The organism is Nisaea sp. (assembly GCF_040217065.1).
In the GTDB taxonomy this organism is placed as follows: Bacteria; Pseudomonadota; Alphaproteobacteria; order Thalassobaculales; family Thalassobaculaceae; genus Nisaea.
In genome coordinates this window covers 512795-530209 of the sequence record NZ_JAVJNX010000005.1, presented here as the reverse complement: position 1 = coordinate 530209, position 17415 = coordinate 512795, and the positions used below count along the sequence as shown (strand labels likewise).

15 protein-coding genes are annotated in these 17415 nt (G+C 63.1%); 2 read left to right on the top strand and 13 right to left on the bottom strand.

What is annotated here, in order from left to right:
• Nucleotide 1 precedes the first annotated feature (1 nt).
• From RH950_RS07155 to RH950_RS07130, 6 genes are all read right to left on the bottom strand, one after another.
• Nucleotides 2-880, bottom strand: a complete 879-nt coding sequence (locus RH950_RS07155) for an isocitrate lyase/PEP mutase family protein (protein ID WP_350055137.1) — start codon at nt 878-880, stop codon at nt 2-4.
• 110 nt (nt 881-990) lie between these two features.
• On the bottom strand, nt 991-1176 hold the full coding sequence (gene rpmF / locus RH950_RS07150) for a 50S ribosomal protein L32 (RefSeq protein WP_350055135.1): 186 nt from the start codon (nt 1174-1176) through the stop codon (nt 991-993).
• Nucleotides 1177-1302: 126 nt separating this feature from the next.
• Nucleotides 1303-3291, bottom strand: a complete 1989-nt coding sequence (locus RH950_RS07145; RefSeq protein WP_350055133.1) for an acetyl-CoA carboxylase biotin carboxylase subunit — start codon at nt 3289-3291, stop codon at nt 1303-1305.
• A gap of 50 nt (nt 3292-3341) precedes the next feature.
• A complete protein-coding gene (locus tag RH950_RS07140; RefSeq protein ID WP_350055131.1) occupies nt 3342-4142 on the bottom strand; it encodes a carbon-nitrogen hydrolase family protein in 801 nt (266 codons plus the stop codon).
• A gap of 27 nt (nt 4143-4169) precedes the next feature.
• Nucleotides 4170-4454, bottom strand: coding sequence for a hypothetical protein (locus RH950_RS07135; protein ID WP_350055129.1), 285 nt, complete (start codon nt 4452-4454; stop codon nt 4170-4172).
• Nucleotides 4455-4520: 66 nt separating this feature from the next.
• Nucleotides 4521-5711, bottom strand: a complete 1191-nt coding sequence (locus RH950_RS07130; protein WP_350055127.1) for a pyridoxal phosphate-dependent aminotransferase — start codon at nt 5709-5711, stop codon at nt 4521-4523.
• Nucleotides 5712-5861: 150 nt separating this feature from the next.
• Here RH950_RS07130 and RH950_RS07125 point away from each other — a divergent pair, with 150 nt between their 5' ends.
• Complete coding sequence (locus RH950_RS07125; RefSeq protein ID WP_350055125.1) at nt 5862-6461, top strand: histidine phosphatase family protein; 600 nt, start codon at nt 5862-5864, stop codon at nt 6459-6461.
• On the opposite strand, the gene RH950_RS07120 is transcribed toward RH950_RS07125, so the two are convergent.
• Both RH950_RS07120 and RH950_RS07115 read right to left on the bottom strand, forming a co-directional pair.
• A complete protein-coding gene (locus RH950_RS07120) occupies nt 6442-7323 on the bottom strand; it encodes a C40 family peptidase (RefSeq protein WP_350055123.1) in 882 nt (293 codons plus the stop codon). The two genes, RH950_RS07125 and RH950_RS07120, sit on opposite strands and share 20 nt — an antisense overlap.
• Nucleotides 7320-8498, bottom strand: a complete 1179-nt coding sequence (locus RH950_RS07115; protein WP_350055121.1) for a vWA domain-containing protein — start codon at nt 8496-8498, stop codon at nt 7320-7322. Before RH950_RS07115 ends, RH950_RS07120 begins: the two co-directional genes overlap by 4 nt.
• Before the next feature lie 118 nt (nt 8499-8616).
• Between RH950_RS07115 and RH950_RS07110 the strand changes: the two genes are divergently transcribed.
• The gene (locus tag RH950_RS07110; protein WP_350055119.1) at nt 8617-9579 is read left to right on the top strand and encodes a hypothetical protein; all 963 of its coding nucleotides are present in this window, start codon (nt 8617-8619) and stop codon (nt 9577-9579) included.
• Nucleotides 9580-9596: 17 nt separating this feature from the next.
• On the opposite strand, the gene RH950_RS07105 is transcribed toward RH950_RS07110, so the two are convergent.
• The 5 genes from RH950_RS07105 to RH950_RS07085 all read right to left on the bottom strand — a co-directional run bounded on the left by RH950_RS07105 (nt 9597) and on the right by RH950_RS07085 (nt 17406).
• On the bottom strand, nt 9597-10049 hold the full coding sequence (locus tag RH950_RS07105; RefSeq protein WP_350055117.1) for a hypothetical protein: 453 nt from the start codon (nt 10047-10049) through the stop codon (nt 9597-9599).
• Nucleotides 10046-10909, bottom strand: coding sequence for an AAA family ATPase (locus RH950_RS07100; RefSeq protein ID WP_350055115.1), 864 nt, complete (start codon nt 10907-10909; stop codon nt 10046-10048). The genes RH950_RS07105 and RH950_RS07100 overlap by 4 nt, the downstream gene beginning before the upstream one ends.
• A gap of 158 nt (nt 10910-11067) precedes the next feature.
• Nucleotides 11068-13728: an alanine--tRNA ligase gene (gene alaS / locus RH950_RS07095; protein ID WP_350055113.1), complete on the bottom strand. Its 2661-nt coding sequence runs from the start codon at nt 13726-13728 to the stop codon at nt 11068-11070.
• Between the two features lie 301 nt (nt 13729-14029).
• Entirely contained in the window at nt 14030-15106 is a 1077-nt protein-coding gene (gene recA, locus RH950_RS07090) for a recombinase RecA (protein WP_350055111.1), read from the bottom strand.
• 272 nt (nt 15107-15378) lie between these two features.
• The gene (locus tag RH950_RS07085) at nt 15379-17406 is read right to left on the bottom strand and encodes an ATP-binding protein (RefSeq protein ID WP_350055109.1); all 2028 of its coding nucleotides are present in this window, start codon (nt 17404-17406) and stop codon (nt 15379-15381) included.
• Nucleotides 17407-17415 lie beyond the last annotated feature (9 nt).

Genomic DNA, 17415 nt, shown 5'->3' with positions numbered 1-17415 from the left:
GTCAGTCGCTCCGATAGCGCTCTTCCAGCCCGTAATACCAGTCGAACCCCACCGTCTCGTATAGCTCGTCGAAACTCAGCAGCCGGTCCGGGCCCGGATGATTGCCGTGCGCCATCAGGGCGAGCGCGTCCCGCATGGCCCGGATCGAGACATTCAGAAGGGTGACTCCGAACAGCAGACACTGATAGCCGATCGCCTCCGCCTCTTTCGGACTGAGCAGCGGGCGGCCTTCACGCTCGAGCTGGGCCAGCAGCTTCGGCGCCTGCACGCGGCTGCACAGCGCTTCCATCTCGCGGCGGTTCTGCGGGCCTTCAAAATAGACGATATCGGCGCCCCGGTCGGCAAAGGCCTCGCAGCGCCAGAGCGCTTCCTCCAGCCCCTCCGCGACGCGGCTGTCCGTGCGGGCGAGGATCAGCACATCGCCGCCGCTGGCCCGGATCTCGTCCCGCATGTCGAGCGCGGCCTGCAGCCGGGTCAGGGCCTCGCCGCGCGGCACCACTTCGACGCCCTTGGCGAATCCGCAGCGCTTCGGGAAAACCTGATCTTCCAGCATGATGCAGGCGATTCCGGCATCGGCGAAGCCTTTCACTGTGCGCCGGACATTGACCGGGTTGCCGAATCCGGTATCCGCGTCGCCGATCAGCGGGATGGAGACGGCACCCGCGATATCCCGGGCCTGATCGAGCATTTCCCTGTAGGAAAGCAGCCCCGCGTCCGGCAGGCCAATCTGCGTCGCGCTGACCGCGTAGCCGCTGACATAGGCAGCATCGAAACCGGCCTGCTCCACCAGCTTCGCACTCATCGCGTCGTAGCAGCCCGGAATCGTCAGGATTCGCCCTGTTGCCAGACGCGCCCTCAGCGCCGCCGCATTTCCCGCCATTTTTTCGCCTCCCCCAACGCTTCCTGAGTATTGGGGAAACGATAGCCCTGACGCCAAAATGGAAAAAGGCCCCATTCGGGGCCTTTTCACGTCACATATGCATGCCGGTTCTAGAAGGCGTCTTTGACCTTCAGGACCTGGCGGCCGCGATACATGCCGGTCTTCAGATCGATATGGTGCGGGCGGTGCAGCTCACCGGTATCCGCGCTTTCCACATACGTATCAGACTTTACCCGATCATGGGCACGACGCATGCCGCGCTTTGACGGGGTCGTTTTCCTCTTGGGAACTGCCATGTCACTTATCCTCAGTTCGTCGGTACCGATTGCACCGACGGTGCTATCTCAGGGGCGCTGTATTAGTGGGTTTCCGGAGCAGTTGCAAGGGAAAAACCCTGCAAAATCCCTCCGGCAGGCATGCAATTATTCGAACTCGATGATCTGCTGATCGACGGTGAGACTGGCCCCGGCAGCGGCATGGATTTTCGCCACCGTGCCATCCTTCTCCGCGCGCAGCACATTCTCCATCTTCATGGCCTCGACCACCGCCAACTCTTGCCCGGCCTTGACCGCATCGCCCTCGGCAACGGCAAGAGAGACCAGCAGGCCCGGCATCGGCGACAGCAGGAACTTGCTCAAATCAGCCGCCTCTTTCTTTGGCATCCGGTCCAGCAGGTCGGACGCCCGCCGGCTGATCACCGTGAAGCGGCGCTGGGCACCCGCGATGGACGCCAGATAATCGATCCCCTTGCGCTCGAACTGCACCGGGAACGGCGCGCCGTTGACCGTGCCGCCGAAGACAGCCTCGCCGGCCCGGAGCGCCCCGCGGACGGCGTAGGTGGTACCACCGATGGTCACGTCGAACCCGCCATCGACCAATACCGCGTCCGCGTCTTGCGCCTCATCGTCATGGCGGACCTTCCAGGCCCGCTGCGGCGGGATGCGGTCGGCGACGGGGGTCTGGCCGGAAATCATCCGGTTGCGCTCCGCATAGGCGCATTCCGCCGCCACCGCGACGGCGCGCATGGCGTTCTCGATCTCTTCACTCACCGGCGCGCCATGGAAGCCGTCCGGATATTCCTCGGCAATGAAACCGGTCGACAGGCGCCCCTCGCGGAACCGCTCATGCGCCATCACGGCGGAGAGGAAATCGACATTGTGCCCGATGCCGCGCACCAGGAACCGGTCGAGCGCCTCCGCCATCCGGTCCACCGCCTCGATCCGTGTGTCACCGAAGGTGCAGAGCTTGGCCACCATCGGGTCGTAGAACATGGAAATCTCGGCGCCTTCATAGACGCCGGTATCGACCCGCACCGTTTCGCTCTCCTGCGGCGGCTGATAGCGCACCAGACGGCCCGTGGAGGGCAGGAAGCCGCGATAGGGGTCCTCGGCATAGATCCGGGACTCGACGGCCCAGCCGGTCATCTTGATGTCGTCCTGGGTGAAGGGCAGCTTCTCGCCCGCCGCCGAGCGGATCATGATCTCGACCAGATCGAGGCCGGTGACCAGTTCCGTCACCGGATGCTCCACCTGCAGGCGGGTGTTCATCTCCAGGAAATAGAAATTCCGGTCCGCATCGACGATGAACTCGACGGTACCGGCGGAGGAATAATCCACTGCCTGCGCGAGGGCCACGGCTTCGGCGCCCATCGCGGCCCGGGTCTTCTCGTCCAGGAACGGGCTCGGCGCCTCTTCGATGACCTTCTGGTGGCGGCGCTGGATGGAGCATTCCCGCTCCCCCAGATGCACGACATTGCCATGCTTGTCCGCGATCACCTGAATCTCGATATGGCGCGGCTCCTCGATGAATTTCTCGATGAAGACACGCTCGTCGCCAAAACTGGAGCGGGCCTCGTTCACCGCCGAGCGGAAACCGGACACCACCTCCTCGTCGTTATAGGCGACCCGCATCCCCTTACCGCCGCCGCCGGCAGAGGCCTTGATCATCACCGGATAGCCGATCTCCCGGGCGACCTTGGCCGCTTCTGTGTCGTCGGCCATGATGCCGAGATAGCCCGGCACCGTGCTGACCTTCGCCGCATGCGCCAGCTTCTTCGATTCGATCTTGTCGCCCATCGCCCCGATGGCCTTGATGCCGGGGCCGATGAAGGCGACGCCCTCCTTTTCGAGCGCTTCGGCGAAACCCGCGTTCTCGGACAGGAAACCGTAGCCCGGATGCACCGCCTCGGCGCCGGTCTGCCGGATCGCGTCCATGATCTTGTCGATCACCAGATAGGATTCGGAAGAGGCCGCGGGGCCGATATGCACCGCCTCGTCGGCCGTCCGGACATGCAGGGCGTCGGCATCCGCGTCGGAATAAACGGCGACGGTCTTGATGCCCATGCGCTTTGCGGTCCGCATCACGCGACAGGCGATTTCACCACGGTTGGCGATCAGGATTTTCTTGAACATGGTTGGAAGTTAGCCGAGCCCCTTGAGGGCGGCAATAGGACAACGTGCCCTTATTCCTTCAACCTGTGTTCGCGATAGATTTCACCGATGCGCGCCCTGCGCCGCCAGAGCCGTGCCTTGTTCACCGGAATGTCCCATTTCGGGTTCGTAGGATCGATCTCACCAAGCACCAGGCCTGATGCGGCGCACCCGCATGAGGCCAGAATCTCTCCGTCGGGGCCTATGAAACAGGACGGTTGCTTATCGCTAGCATTTTGGGGAACGGAATAACTCAGCCAGAAGCAATTGCTGGCCGCGTAGCCCTGACATTGAATCCGGAACGTTTTCAAGCCAGGACCGGACGAAAGACAGAGGCAATCCACGCCAAGACGCTCATATTCCATGAACAGTTCCGGGAACTGAACCTCGATACAGATCAGGAAGCCTAGCCGAATCCCCCTGATATCGACCGTGATCGGCTTGTTGCCCGCCGCGTACCAGTCCGTGATCTCCGCATTGGAACAGTACTGCTTGTCGTACCGCGCGACGGCATGGCCATGCCCGTCAATGATGTGCAGGCTGTTCAGGGGGCGCGACAGGTCCGGGTGACGATGGTTACAGCCGACAAACGCCCAGATACCGGTCTCGGCACAGCATGCCCGAACCTCGTTCAGAGAAGCCTCCAGCGCTTCCCAGTCGACGTCTGACCAGCTTTTGATCTCGGATTTCACATAGCCAGACAGAGCCGCTTCGGGGAAATGTGCGCAATCGGCGCCGACCGCCGCCGCTTCCCGAATTAGATCGCATATTCTGGCGGCATTTTTTTTCAGATCAGATGAGATCGAAGGCTGAGCCGTCGCGAGCTTGAGCATGCGCTCTCCCCGCCCCGAGATCCGGCGTCAGATCAGGAAATTGATATAGGAGCCCGCCGGAGCATCCTGATCTATATTGTCATTGGCGAGAAGCGCCATCAGCCGTTTGATCTGCCGCTCAATATCAGCATCCGAGGTAGCTGTGCGCAGCCGGAAACCCGGAGTCGGCGCACTGCTCGGGATCTGCAACGGCTGCTGCTGGGCGACGCGGGCAGGCGTGGCAGCATCAGGACGTCGAACGACCGGGCGCCGGACACGGGCGTTCGGCGCGCCTACGCCGCCGTTTCTCGGTCCACTCGGTGTCAATGCCATATGCGATGCCCTCGGCTCGATGCCAACAATGACGACTATAGCGGAGCGGGAATCGGGCGCAAAGCCTTATGCTTTCGGCCCGCCCAGCATGCCTTCCAGAGCATCCATCGCCGCCGTTAGCCGTTCCGGCGCGGAGGCATAGCAAAGCCGCAGATAGCCTTCGCCTGACGGCCCGAAGGCGCTGCCAGGGGCGAGGCCGACATTGCACGTGTCGATGATCTGCTTGCAGGCGTCGACCGAGTCATCCATGCCGTCGACCGTGAAGAAGGCATAGAAGGCCGCTTTCGGCCGGGCGGAGCTGATCCGGGGCCAGGCGTCGAGCCGGTCGAACACGATGTCCCGGCCCTTCAGGCAGCGGGCGCGCAGGTCAGCGATGACCTGATCGCCGTCGCGCATCGCCGCAATGGCACCGCGATGCAGGAATTGCGGCACGCCGGAGGTGACGATCTGCACCAGCTTGGCGACGGTCGGGCCGAGGGCTGCCGGGTGGGTCAGCCAGCCGAGCCGCCAGCCGGTCATCATCCAGGACTTGGAGAAGCTGTTGATGACGAACAGCCTGTCGTCATCCTCGGCGATCTGCAGGAAGGACGGCGCCACGTCCCGGTCGAAGACGAGCTGGTGATAGACCTCGTCGGCGATGATCCAGATGCCGCGCTCCCGGGCGAAATCAAGGATCTGCTGCTGCTGTTCCTGCTCGATCATCCAGCCCGTCGGGTTCCCCGGCGAGTTGACGAAGATCGCCTTGGTCTTGTCGGTAACGGCGGCGAACAGCGCGTCCATGTCGAGATGCCAGTCATCGTCCCGCAGGCTGAGCGAGACATGGGTGCTGACGCCGCCATTGATCTCCACCGTGGAATAGATGTTCGGCCAGATCGGGCCAACCACCAGCACCTCGTTGCCCGGCGCCAGGATCATCTGCATGGCCATGGCGAGGGAGGACATGCCGCCGGTGGTCAGGCTGACCCGGTCCGTGTCGAGCGCAATGTCGAAGGTCCGGTTCATATAGGCGGCGATCTCCTTGCGAAGATCGAGAATGCCGCGCTGGTCGGTATAGAAGGTCTCACCCCGGCGCATCGCATCGGCGGCCGCCTCGGTGATGAAAGAAGGCGTCGGCAGGTCGCCCTCGCCGAACCAGAGCGGGATCAGCCCCTGCCGGTCCCAGCCATGCTGGGCGACCTCGACAATACCCGTCTCTTTCAGGCTTTCCACGAGTGGGTTCATCGAACCGAAATCGGGCGCGGCGGACATCAGCATCATCTTCATCCTGCAAATGGAAGCGGGCCGCACCCAGGCACGACCAGATGAAAACTTTAGCTCTTTGCCCCACGCTCACAACCCCATAAAACCGATGGCACGGGTTAGCCCCGGTTAACCGAACGAGACTGAACAGAGAGCGCGAGGACGAACATGGGCAGGATCTTCCTGATCCGGCATGGGGAGACGGTCTGGAACCGGCAGGGGCGGCTGCAGGGCCAGCTCGATTCCCCCCTCACGCTGACCGGCGTCCGGCAGGCCGAAGCCCATGGTCGCAAGCTCGGCGAAATGCTCGGGGCAACCGCCCTGCCCGTGCTCGCCAGCCCTCTCGGTCGCACCCGGCAGACCGCCGCCATCATCTGCGACACGGCGGGCCTGCCGTACGAGGCGGTACGGTTCGACGAGCGGTTGATGGAAATCACCCTCGGCGAGCATGACGGCTATCACGGCTGGGGCGCGCTGGACGAGGATTTCCCGGAGCACGCCATCGCCCGGCGGGCCGATCCCTGGCATTACCGGCATCCCGGTGGCGAAAGCACGGAGATGGTCCGCGACCGGCTGATTCCGGTCATGAACGAGCTGCGTGCCGCCGAGATGCCGCACATCGTCATCGCCCATGGCGTGGTGAACAAGATCATGCGCGGGATCTATCTCGGGCTGAGCGAGGAAGACTGCTTCGCCCTTGACCGCCCGCAGCACGGCTTTCACGTGCTGGAGGACGGAGCGGAGCGTTTCATTCCATCTCTGGAATAGACGGCAGCCGGCGGATGGTCCGGATCGGGATATCCATGTCCCGGGTCCGGTGCATGAAATCCGCCAGCCCCTCATAGGCCACGGCCATGTGATGACCGTTGGCGTGCAGCAGCATGCCCGGCTCGGCCAGGAACATGACATGGCCCGCCGTGAACAGCAGGTCTCCCGGCTGGGCTGCATCCAGCCCACCCTCGACGATCTCGCCGATCGCCGCTTCCTGCATGTCGCTGTCCCTCGGCGCCGTGATCCCGGCCCGGGCCAGTGCCAGCTGCACCAGAGCCGAGCAATCCAGCCCGAAGCTGGAGCGCCCACCCCAGCCATAGGGCGCGCCCATGAACAGCTCAGCCGTGGAGAGATAGTCTGGCTCTACCTCGGTCACGTCGCAAAGATGGGGCGTATAGATCCAGCCGCCCGTCTCGCTGAAATCCACTCTGGAATAGTTACCGTCGGTATCCGAAACCCGGACACGGGTGGAGAGATGCAGCATGTCGAGCGGGATGCTCTTCAGGTCCGGCTCCGGGAACACGTAGCTCCGGAGCGCCTGCACTTCGTGACTGTAGGTCGCCTCGGTATCGGGCCCGAGCCCGTCCTCGCGGACATAGCCGACATAACCGTCGCTCTGGTTCTGGCCCCAGGCCCAGCCGTCCTTGCGCTCATAGGCGATGAAGCGCTCGTTAAAGAGCAGTTCGGTCGACTGCCGCGCAGCTGGGTCCGGCGCCTCGCGGACGGACAATGTGCCGGACAGCACCCGGCAGGCCTCGCCCGACACATAGTGCGGCGCGTCGATATCGGCTTCGAGGAAATCGGCCGCGATATCCGCGCGGGCCGGGGTCAGGCGATGGTCGAACGGGTCAATCTTCACGCCATCAGGTCCTTCGTTGCCCGGTCGAGACCGTCCAGGGTGAGCGGGAACATGCGGTCCTCCATCAGGTCGCGGATCATGCTGATCGACTGGGTATAGTGCCAGTATTTCTCGGGCGTCGGGTTGAGCCAGGCCGTGCGCCGGAAATGGCCGGTCAGACGCTGCATCCAGGCGGCGCCCGCCTCCTGGTTCATATGCTCCACACTGCCGCCGGGCATGGCGATCTCGTAGGGGCTCATGGAGGCATCGCCGACGAAGATCGCCTTATATTCCGGCCCGTAGGTATGCAGCACGTCCCAGGTCGATGTCGACGCTGTATGCCGGCGCCAGTTGTCCTTCCACACCTTCTCGTAGGGGCAGTTGTGGAAGTAGAAATATTCCAGATGCTTGAACTCGGACCGGGCAGCAGAGAACAGCTCCTCCGTCACCTTGATAAAGGGGTCCATGGAGCCGCCGACATCGAGGAACAGCAGCACGTTCACGTTGTTATGCCGTTCCGGCACCATCTTCAGATCGAGGTACCCACCATTGCGCGCGGTGGAACGGATGGTGTCGCTCATATCCAGCTCGGTCGGTGTGCCGGAACGGGCGAAACGGCGCAGCTTGCGGAGCGCCATCTTGATGTTCCTGGTGCCGATCTCGACAGAATCGTCGAGATTGCGGAACTCCCGCTTGTCCCAGACCTTCACCGCCCTGTTGTGCCGGTTGCCGTCCTGGCCGATGCGGACGCCTTCGGGATTGTAGCCATAGGCGCCGAACGGGCTGCGGCCGGCCGTGCCGATCCATTTGTTGCCGCCCTGATGGCGCTTTTCCTGCTCTTCCATACGCTGCTTCAGGGTTTCCATGAGCTTTTCCCAGCCACCCATGGCCTCGATCTCGGCCTTCTCCTCCTCGGTCAGATTCAGCTCCGCCATCTTGCGTAGCCATTCCTCCGGGATATCGTCGCCGAACAGATCGGTGAGGTACTCCAGCCCCTTGAAGACATGGCCGAAGACCTGGTCGAACCGGTCCAGATGCCGCTCGTCCTTCACCAGCGTCGCGCGGGAGAGGTAATAGAAATCCGTGACCGCGTAATTCGCGAGCCCGGCCTGCACGGCCTCCAGCAGCAGCAGGTACTCCTTCACGGAGACCGGCACTTCGGCGCGTTTCAGCTCGTAGAAGAAATTTGAAAACATGGGGATTTGTCACAGGAGCAGAGAGGCCGGTCAAGTCCGGATGGAAAGCGCGGCACCCTCTTCACAGATTGCCTCTCCGGACCGTCATTCACATAGCTCCACGCCACATAGCACCGAGATGACCGACGACGCTCCGACCGCCCGCCTCGCCCCCGTCCAACCGGGACCTGCGGATGCTTTCCCGCTGCGGGAGCTGGAGATCGGCACGCCCGACAAGCGCGGCAGAACAGTGATCGACATCCTCTGGGCGGTGCAGGATTTCAAGATCTACAAGACCGACAAGGGCATCAGCCCGCAATTCTCCGACGATCCGCAGCAGGCCCGCCAGCAGCGTCAGGACTATATGGCGCTCGGTCCCGAGCTGGCCGACCTGAACCAGCAGATCAACCTGCTGAACACCGGCTGGGGCCGGATGCTCGCCTGGATCACCCGCAAATTCGGCGCGTCCGACGATCCGCGGCTTGCCTATTATGAACGGGAGACAGCGCGCGGCATCGCACAGGCGCTGAGCGGCCAGCCTGACGAGGGGCGCGCCACACTGGCCGACCTGAATACCCGGATATCAAAACGGCTGAGCAACATCCTGCGCGTGCTCTATTTCAGCATCTGCGTGGTGGCAACGCTGGAAATCGCCGTCGGGCTTGCGATCTACACAAAGACCATGACGGCCCCCGAAACAGAGACGCTGCTCGGCCTCAACGTCTTTGAACTCTGCGTCGCCGCCGTGATGGGTTGTCTCGGCGCCCTGCTCTCGACCGCCATCGGACTGCGCAGACTCGCCATCGATCCCGCCGCCACCCTGACTATCAATATCACCTACGCGATTCAGCGCATGCTGGTCGGCGTGCTCGGCGCCGTGGTCCTGCATATCTCGCTGAAATCGGGGATCGTCAGCAACCTGCTCGGCACGACGGCATCCGCACCGGCTGAGGCGGGAACGATCTATAAGCTGGCCTTCGTCAGCCTGCTTGCCGGATTCAGTGAACGGTTGGTGCCGAACCTGCTCGACCGGGCCGCGGAGACTTACGGCAAGGAAAACACAACCGCGCCGCCCTCTGGCGGCGCCACTCCCACGTCCTGAGTCCGGAGCATGCTGCGCTATTGCAGCGCTGCCTGCAGGGCCTTCTGGCTTTCCAGAAGATCTGTCGCCAGCGCCCGGCCGCCATCTTCTGTGCAATGGTGATTGCCGATCTCTGCGGTGTCGCGGGCTTTCTCCAGCGCCGTCTCGATAATCGACCATTCCACCGGACCGGCGCCGGCTTTCTCGGCGAGCTCCTTCGCCTGCTTCAGGAAATAGGCGAGTTCCTCGTCCGGCCCGCCGCAGAACGGAACCGACGCCGCAATTTTCCCGGCGGCGCTGCCATAGTCGGCTAACGCTGCCTTCGAGTCCTTGCCCGCGTTAATATTGGAGGGCAAAGGATTCTTCGCTTCCTTGTTGGCGCTCTCACTGGAGGGAGAAGCCTTCTTCGTTGCCTCGTCGGCGCCGCCAAAGAAAAAGGCAAGAACAGCCACCACCAATATGGCGCCAAGTATGAAAGCCGCCCGCTTCATGATCCCCGTCCCTCACGGCGGGCCATGAAGGCGAGCCGTTCAAACATATGCACATCCTGCTCGTTCTTCAGCAGAGCGCCATAAAGCGGCGGAATGATGTCCTTCTTGTCCCCGGAGCGCAGCGTCTCCGGCGGGATGTCCTCGACCACCAGCAGCTTGATCCAGTCCAGCAGCTCCGAGGTAGAGGGCTTCTTCTTCAGCCCCGGCACCTCGCGCACCTCATAGAAAGAGGCCAGCGCCTCGCGCAGCAGGTTCTGTTTCAGTTTCGGGAAGTGCACCTCGACGATTTCCGCCATCACCTCCGGCTCGGGGAAGCGGATGTAATGGAAGAAACAGCGGCGCAGAAAGGCGTCCGGCAGTTCCTTCTCGTTGTTCGAGGTGATGATCACGACCGGGCGCTGGGCCGCCTTCACGGTCTGCTGGGTCTCGTAGACGAAGAATTCCATCCGGTCGAGCTCGAGAAGCAGGTCGTTCGGGAACTCGATATCCGCCTTGTCGATCTCGTCGATCAGCAGGATGGACTGCTGCTCCGCCTCAAAGGCGTCCCAGAGCTTGCCGCGCACGATATAGTTCGAAATGTCGTGCACCTTCGCGTCGCCGAGCTGGCTGTCGCGCAGCCGGGAGACCGCGTCATACTCATAGAGGCCCTGCTGCGCCTTGGTGGTGGACTTGATATGCCACTCGATCAGCGGCATGCCGAGCGCCCGGGCCACCTCGTGGGCAAGGACTGTCTTGCCAGTACCAGGCTCCCCCTTGATCAGGAGCGGCCGCTGCAGGGTGATGGCCGCATTCACGGCGACCTTCAGATCCTCCGTCGCGATATATCCGTCGGTTCCGGAAAAGCGTGACGTCTCGGTCATGGAAACTCCCTCGGGCGCGTGATGTAGCCAGGCGGAACCTGATTGCGGGCGGCATGGAAAAGGCGCCCCCGGCGGGCGCCTCCCCGATAAAGTACGGCGATCCGTGACCGCCTGTCGATGACAAAGCCACGCCTAAACAATGGCAAAGCCATGGCCGGTCAGGAGAGCTTTTCCGCCAGCGCCGCTTCGATCGCCGCGATCGCCGCCGGACCGGCCGCCGCATCGGGACCGCCGGCCTGGGCCATGTCCGGCCGGCCGCCGCCGCCCTTGCCGCCGAGCGCCTCGGAGCCGACACGCACCAGGTCGACGGCACTGACCCTGTCCGTCAGATCCGCCGTGACACCGACCACCAGGGAGGCCTTGCCCTCGTCGGAAGAGACCACGGCGACGACACCGCTGCCGATCTGCTGCTTCAGCCCGTCCGCGACGCCCTTCAGCTCGCGCGCGGGCACGCCGTCCAGGGCGCGGCCGGCGAACGTGACGCCTGCCACATCCCTGGACTGGGCTTCGCCCGCCCCGCCGCCTTCAGCCAGCTTGCGGCGCAGATCCTGCACTTCGCGCTCCAGCTTGCGGCGGTCCTCGATCAGTGTGCCGATGCGGTCCGGAAGCTGATCGACGGACACCTTGGCGACAGCCGCCGCCGCGGTGAGCAATCCCTCCCGGCCATCGAGATATTCCAGCGCGCCGGCGCCGGTCACAGCCTCGATCCGCCGCACGCCGGAGGCGACCGCACCTTCGGAGATGATGTGCAGCATGCCGATATCGCCGGTCCGGTTCACATGGATGCCGCCGCACAGCTCAGTCGAATAATGCTGCTTGCCGGGATCGTCCGTCGCCCCGCCCATGCTGACGACCCGGACCTCGTCTCCGTATTTCTCGCCGAACAGCGCCATGGCCCCTGCCTTGATGGCGCTTTCCGGGTCCATCAGGGTCGTGGTCACCCCGCTATTGCCGCGGATGCGCTCGTTCACTTCCGTCTCGACCGCCGTCAGCTCCATGTGGGACATGGCTTTCGGGTGGGCGAAATCGAATCGCAGGCGCCCCGGCGCGACGAGCGAGCCCTTCTGGGTGACATGCTTGCCGAGATGACGGCGCAACGCCTCGTGCAGCAGGTGAGTGGCGGAGTGGTTGGCCCGCGTGCGCCCCCGGCGGGCAGTGTCGACCGCCAGCTCGACGGCATCGCCGACCTCGACGACACCCGACTCCAACTTGGCAAAATGCACCCAGAGATCACCGACCTTCTTCTGGGTGTCGGAAATCTCGATCTCGGTGCCGCCGAATGTCTTCGCCACACCGGCATCGCCGACCTGACCGCCGGACTCGCCGTAGAACGGGGTCTGGTTGACGATCATGGCGAATTCGGCCGGTCCTTCGATCCGCTTCGCAGGCTTGCCGTCCAGCACCAGCGCCTCGATCTGACCTTCTGCGTGGTCCGTGCCGTAGCCGAGGAACTCGGTGGCGCCGCACTGCTCTCGCAACTCGAACCAGACCGTATCGGTCGCCGCATCGCCGGAGCCGGACCAGGCCGCCCGGGCAGCGGCCCGCTGCCGGTTCATCGCGGTCTCGAAGCCGTCCGTATCCACAAGCCGGCCCTGGCCGCGCAGGATGTCCTGGGTCAGGTCGAGCGGGAAGCCGTAGGTGTCATAGAGTTTGAAGGCCACATCGCCGGCCAGGGTCTCGCCATCTCCAAGCCGGGAGGTTTCCTCCTCCAGATGCTTCAGGCCGCGATCCAGGGTTTCCTTGAACCGGGTTTCCTCCAGCTTCAGGGTTTCCTTGATCAGACTTTCCGCCCGGCCAAGTTCCGGGAAGGCGTCGCCCATCTGCTTGACCAGCGCCGGCACCAGCTTCCAGACCAGCGGGTCCCGGCAGCCCATGATATGGGCGTGCCGCATGGCCCGGCGCATGATCCGGCGCAGCACGTAGCCCCGGCCTTCGTTCGACGGCAGCACGCCATCCGCGATCAGGAAGCTGGAGGCGCGCAGATGGTCCGCCACCACCCGGTGCGAGATCTTGAACGGCCCGTCCGGATCGACATTCGCCTCATGGGCGGATGCCTCGATCAGGGCCCGCATCAGGTCGATGTCGTAATTGTCGTGCTGGCCCTGCAGCACGGCGGCGATGCGCTCCAGCCCCATGCCGGTATCGATGGACGGGCGCGGCAGGTTCACCCGGTTGCCCGGCGCGATCTGCTCGTACTGCATGAAGACCAGGTTCCAGATCTCGATGAACCGGTCGCCGTCCTCGTCCGGGCTGCCCGGAGGGCCGCCGGGGATGTCCGGGCCGTGATCGAAGAAGATCTCGGAACAGGGGCCGCACGGGCCGGTATCGCCCATCGCCCAGAAATTGTCGGAAGTGGCGATGCGGATGATCCGGTCATCGGACAGGCCGGCGATCTTGCGCCAGAGTGCCGCCGCATCCTCATCCTCGTGATAGACCGTCACCAGCAGCTTGTCGGCCGGCAGGCCGTAGCGCTTGGTGATCAGGGTCCAGGCATGCTCGATGGCCTGTTCCTTGAAATAATCGCCGAACGAGAAATTCCCGAGCATCTCGAAAAAGGTGTGGTGCCGGGCCGTGTAGCCGACATTCTCGAGATCGTTGTGCTTGCCGCCCGCGCGCACGCATTTCTGCGAGGTGGCCGCCCGGTTGTAGTCGCGGTGCTCCTGTCCGGTGAAGACATTCTTGAACTGCACCATGCCGGCATTGGTGAAGAGCAGCGTCGGGTCGTTTCGCGGCACCAGGGGGCTGGAGGCAACCTCTTCATGACCGTTCTCGACAAAGTAATCGAGGAATGTGCGTCGGATCTCATTCGCGGTCTGCATTCTGTCCCTCCGGGCCGGCGGCAATCGTCAGCTCTGCCGCTGGTATAGCCGTGCCTCTCCGTCCGCCGCGCCATCGCAGCAAGCGGGCTCCGCTTTTACTGAAGAAGCCCGGTTCTGTCCAGCACGGGCCCGCCGGGAATCCGCCGTTTTCCACATCCATGGCGGCATGGCGCGGACGCGGGCGCCGCCGTGCCGTCCTGATCTCGCGAAAGAAAACCCCGGCGCCGAGATCGGGCCGGGGTTTGTCACAGTCGAACAGCGGCGAAATACCGGCCCGGAAGCCAATTCTCAAACCTGCAAATCAGGCCCCGGCTTCCGGTGCCGTGTCATCCGGGCCCTGCATCATCGCATCCGCGACGAGGCCCGCATTCTGCCGGATCTGCTTTTCGATCTGGTCGGCGATTTCCTTGTTTTCGGACAGGAACCGCTTGGCATTCTCCCGGCCCTGGCCGATGCGCTGGCCGCTATAGGAGAACCAGGCGCCGGATTTCTCGACGATCCCGGCATTCACCCCGAGATCGAGGATCTCGCCATTCTTGGAAATGCCCTCACCATACATGATGTCGAACTCGACCACCCGGAAGGGCGGTGCCATCTTGTTCTTCACCACCTTGACCCGGGTCTGGTTGCCGATCACCTCGTCCCGGTCCTTGATGGCGCCGATCCTGCGAATATCCAGGCGTACCGAAGCGTAGAACTTGAGCGCGTTGCCGCCGGAGGTGGTTTCCGGGTTACCGAACATCACGCCGATCTTCAGGCGAATCTGGTTGATGAAGATCACCAGGCAGCGGGATTTCGAGATCGAGGAGGTCAGCTTGCGCAGCGCCTGGCTCATCAGCCGGGCCTGCAGGCCGACATGGCTGTCGCCCATCTCGCCTTCGAGTTCCGCCCGCGGCACCAGAGCGGCGACGGAATCGACCACCAGCACATCGATGGCTCCCGAGCGCACCAGCGTATCGGTAATTTCAAGCGCCTGCTCGCCCGCATCCGGCTGCGAGATCAGCAACTCGTCCAGATCGACGCCGAGCTTGCGGGCATAGATCGGGTCGAGCGCATGTTCCGCATCGACAAAGGCGCAGGTCCCGCCATTCTTCTGGGCCTCGGCAATGGCATGCAGCGCCAGCGTGGTCTTGCCGGAACTTTCCGGGCCGTAGATCTCGACGATACGGCCCCGCGGCAGTCCGCCGATGCCGAGCCCGATATCGAGCCCAATCGAACCGGACGAGACGGCTTCGGCTTCAGCCACCTGCTCGTTCTTGCCGAGCCGCATCACCGAGCCCTTGCCAAATGCCTTCTCGATCTGGCCGAGGGCAGCTTCCAACGCCTTAGTCTTGTCCATGGGGTCCCGTTCGATGACTCTGAGTGCTAGTTCCGACATACCCGATCCTCCATATCTCACAGGGACGCCTGTGAAGGCAATCAGTGCCGCCCCGCCCGTCCGATTTACCCAATGGAAGGGACGGGGCTGAATTTCGGATTGCAGTATGTACCATCTTTGTTCTCTTTTGCAAGAGAATATTCCCTGTTTGTTCTTGTTCGAAATCTAGGATTTACAATTCCGCCATCCACGACATTTTGCGTTTTCAGTGTGAAAACCTTTGTGTGTTCTCACCATGTTCCAAATCAGACAACCGAATCATCCGAACTCACTCATAGCGGGTGGAGCACATCCTTCACGGTACCGGCGAGCTGTTTCAGGCTGAATGGTTTCGGCAGAAAATGAATGTTGGTGTCCTCCTCGATGCGTTGGCGCAACGCATCCTCGGAATAGCCCGAAATACAGATCACCCTGAGATCCGGCCGGTCCTCGCGCACCTTGCGAACAAGGGTCGGGCCGTCCATGCCCGGCATCACCACGTCGGTGATCAGCAGATCGATCTCTTCACTCTTGTCCGACAGAAGTTGCAGAGCCGCCTCACCGTTGCGTGCCTCGATCACCTTGTAGCCCTTGTTGCGCAGGGCGCGCGCACCGAACAGGCGGACCGGATCCTCGTCCTCCACCAGCATGATGGTTTCGATCCCGGTCAGGTCCTTGCGCGACTCAGTGCCTTCCAGGTGTCCGTCCGCATGTCTGCTAAGTGCCTCCGTGCCTTCATAGGCCGGCAGGAAGACCGAGAATGTGGTGCCCTCCCCGACCACGCTCGCCACGGAAATGAAGCCGTTGATCTGCTTCACGATGCCATAGACGGTCGACAGGCCGAGGCCGGTCCCCTGTCCGACCTCCTTGGTCGAGAAGAAGGGCTCGAAAATCCGGCCGAGGATCTTTTCCTCGATGCCGGTTCCGGTATCCACCACATCAAGCTGCACATAGCGTCCGGCGGGCATCATCTCATCGCCGCGCCGGACCGGCGTCGGGGTTATGAAATCTTGGGTCTTCATGGTGATCGTGCCGCCGCTGGGACAGGCGTCGCGCGCATTCACCACCAGATTGATCACCACCTGCTCAAGCTGCCCCTGATCGACCCGGATCGGCGCGAGTTCGCGGCCATGGGTGATTTTCAGAACAATGTTTTCGCCGATCAGGCGTCGCAAGAGATGCGACAGGTCCGCGACGGTTTCAGTGACATCCAGAACCCGTGCGATCATCGTCTGCTGGCGCGAGAACGCGAGCAATTGCCGCACCAGATTTGCCGCCCGGTTGGCATTCTGCTTCACCTGCATGACATCCGAGAAGGACTGGTCGCCCGGCCGGTGCCGGGCCAGTAGCAGATCGCAATAGCCGTTCATGGCCGTCAGTAGGTTGTTGAAATCGTGCGCAACACCGCCCGCGAGCTGCCCCACGGCCTGCATCTTCTGGGATTGGGCCACCTGCGCCTCCAACTGACGGCGGCGGCCGATATCAATCAGGTAAACGGCAAGTTCCGAGCCTTCAGGCCCTTCGCCGGTTTTCAGGGGACGGCAGTAAACCGCAACCTCTATACCGTCGCCACCTTCATGGTCGATGAGCTGAACTTCGATATTCTCCCCCGTTATGGAGGCCGATTCCAGAAAACGCGCGGATCCCGCGCGGTCCTCCTCGTCGATCAGGTCGAGAAAGGATCGCCCGCTGTCGGCTGCACCCGGCCCTGTCCGCTCAACCAGTGCATGATAGGCCGCATTTGCGTGAATGGTCCGGTGATCGGGACCGAGGAAAACGATTCCCGTCGGCGCGTAATCGAGTGCCGGCGCGGTCCAGCTGTCCGTAGCCGGCACCAGAACAGCCACAATGGCCCGGCCGTTTCCGGTTTGCCCGTCCGCCGTAAGCTGCACCTGCCAGGGGGTGCCTCCTGCTTCGCCCGGAACCGTGCCTGCCGGAGTAAGAACCCCCGGCGCGTCGGCCAGGACCTGCTCCATATGCTTGCTGACCAGAAGACGCAGGCGGAGAACGGCCTTGTTTGAACGCACCTTATTCTCATCACCGTCCGCGAACACACCGAGAAAAGCCTGATTGGCCGACACAAAGCGGCCCTCGTCGGAAAACCGGCAAACCGGCAGCGGTGGAGCGGATTCCGCTTCTGCAGCCTGTTTCAGCTCGGAGAGTTCCTGCGTCAGGGCCGCAACATCGCGCTGCAGCAATTCACGCTCCGCCTCGAAGCTTCCGGATGCCTCTCGTACGCGCCTCAGCATCACTGCCGCAGCGATGCAGACGGCGACCGCCGCCAGAACGCCCGTCACAGCGAGCAAAATCATCGGATCCATCGGGTTTCC

Excerpts from the sequence above, each read along its gene's own strand:
- RH950_RS07155 (WP_350055137.1), bottom strand. The coding sequence starts at position 880 with ATGGCGGGAAATGCGGCGGCGCTGAGGGCGCGTCTGGCAACAGGGCGA.
- rpmF (WP_350055135.1), bottom strand. The coding sequence starts at position 1,176 with ATGGCAGTTCCCAAGAGGAAAACGACCCCGTCAAAGCGCGGCATGCGT.
- RH950_RS07145 (WP_350055133.1), bottom strand. The coding sequence starts at position 3,291 with ATGTTCAAGAAAATCCTGATCGCCAACCGTGGTGAAATCGCCTGTCGC.
- RH950_RS07140 (WP_350055131.1), bottom strand. The coding sequence starts at position 4,142 with ATGCTCAAGCTCGCGACGGCTCAGCCTTCGATCTCATCTGATCTGAAA.
- RH950_RS07135 (WP_350055129.1), bottom strand. The coding sequence starts at position 4,454 with ATGGCATTGACACCGAGTGGACCGAGAAACGGCGGCGTAGGCGCGCCG.
- RH950_RS07130 (WP_350055127.1), bottom strand. The coding sequence starts at position 5,711 with ATGATGCTGATGTCCGCCGCGCCCGATTTCGGTTCGATGAACCCACTC.
- RH950_RS07125 (WP_350055125.1), top strand. The coding sequence starts at position 5,862 with ATGGGCAGGATCTTCCTGATCCGGCATGGGGAGACGGTCTGGAACCGG.
- RH950_RS07115 (WP_350055121.1), bottom strand. The coding sequence starts at position 8,498 with ATGTTTTCAAATTTCTTCTACGAGCTGAAACGCGCCGAAGTGCCGGTC.
- RH950_RS07110 (WP_350055119.1), top strand. The coding sequence starts at position 8,617 with ATGACCGACGACGCTCCGACCGCCCGCCTCGCCCCCGTCCAACCGGGA.
- RH950_RS07105 (WP_350055117.1), bottom strand. The coding sequence starts at position 10,049 with ATGAAGCGGGCGGCTTTCATACTTGGCGCCATATTGGTGGTGGCTGTT.
- RH950_RS07100 (WP_350055115.1), bottom strand. The coding sequence starts at position 10,909 with ATGACCGAGACGTCACGCTTTTCCGGAACCGACGGATATATCGCGACG.
- alaS (WP_350055113.1), bottom strand. The coding sequence starts at position 13,728 with ATGCAGACCGCGAATGAGATCCGACGCACATTCCTCGATTACTTTGTC.
- recA (WP_350055111.1), bottom strand. The coding sequence starts at position 15,106 with ATGTCGGAACTAGCACTCAGAGTCATCGAACGGGACCCCATGGACAAG.
- RH950_RS07085 (WP_350055109.1), bottom strand. The coding sequence starts at position 17,406 with ATGGATCCGATGATTTTGCTCGCTGTGACGGGCGTTCTGGCGGCGGTC.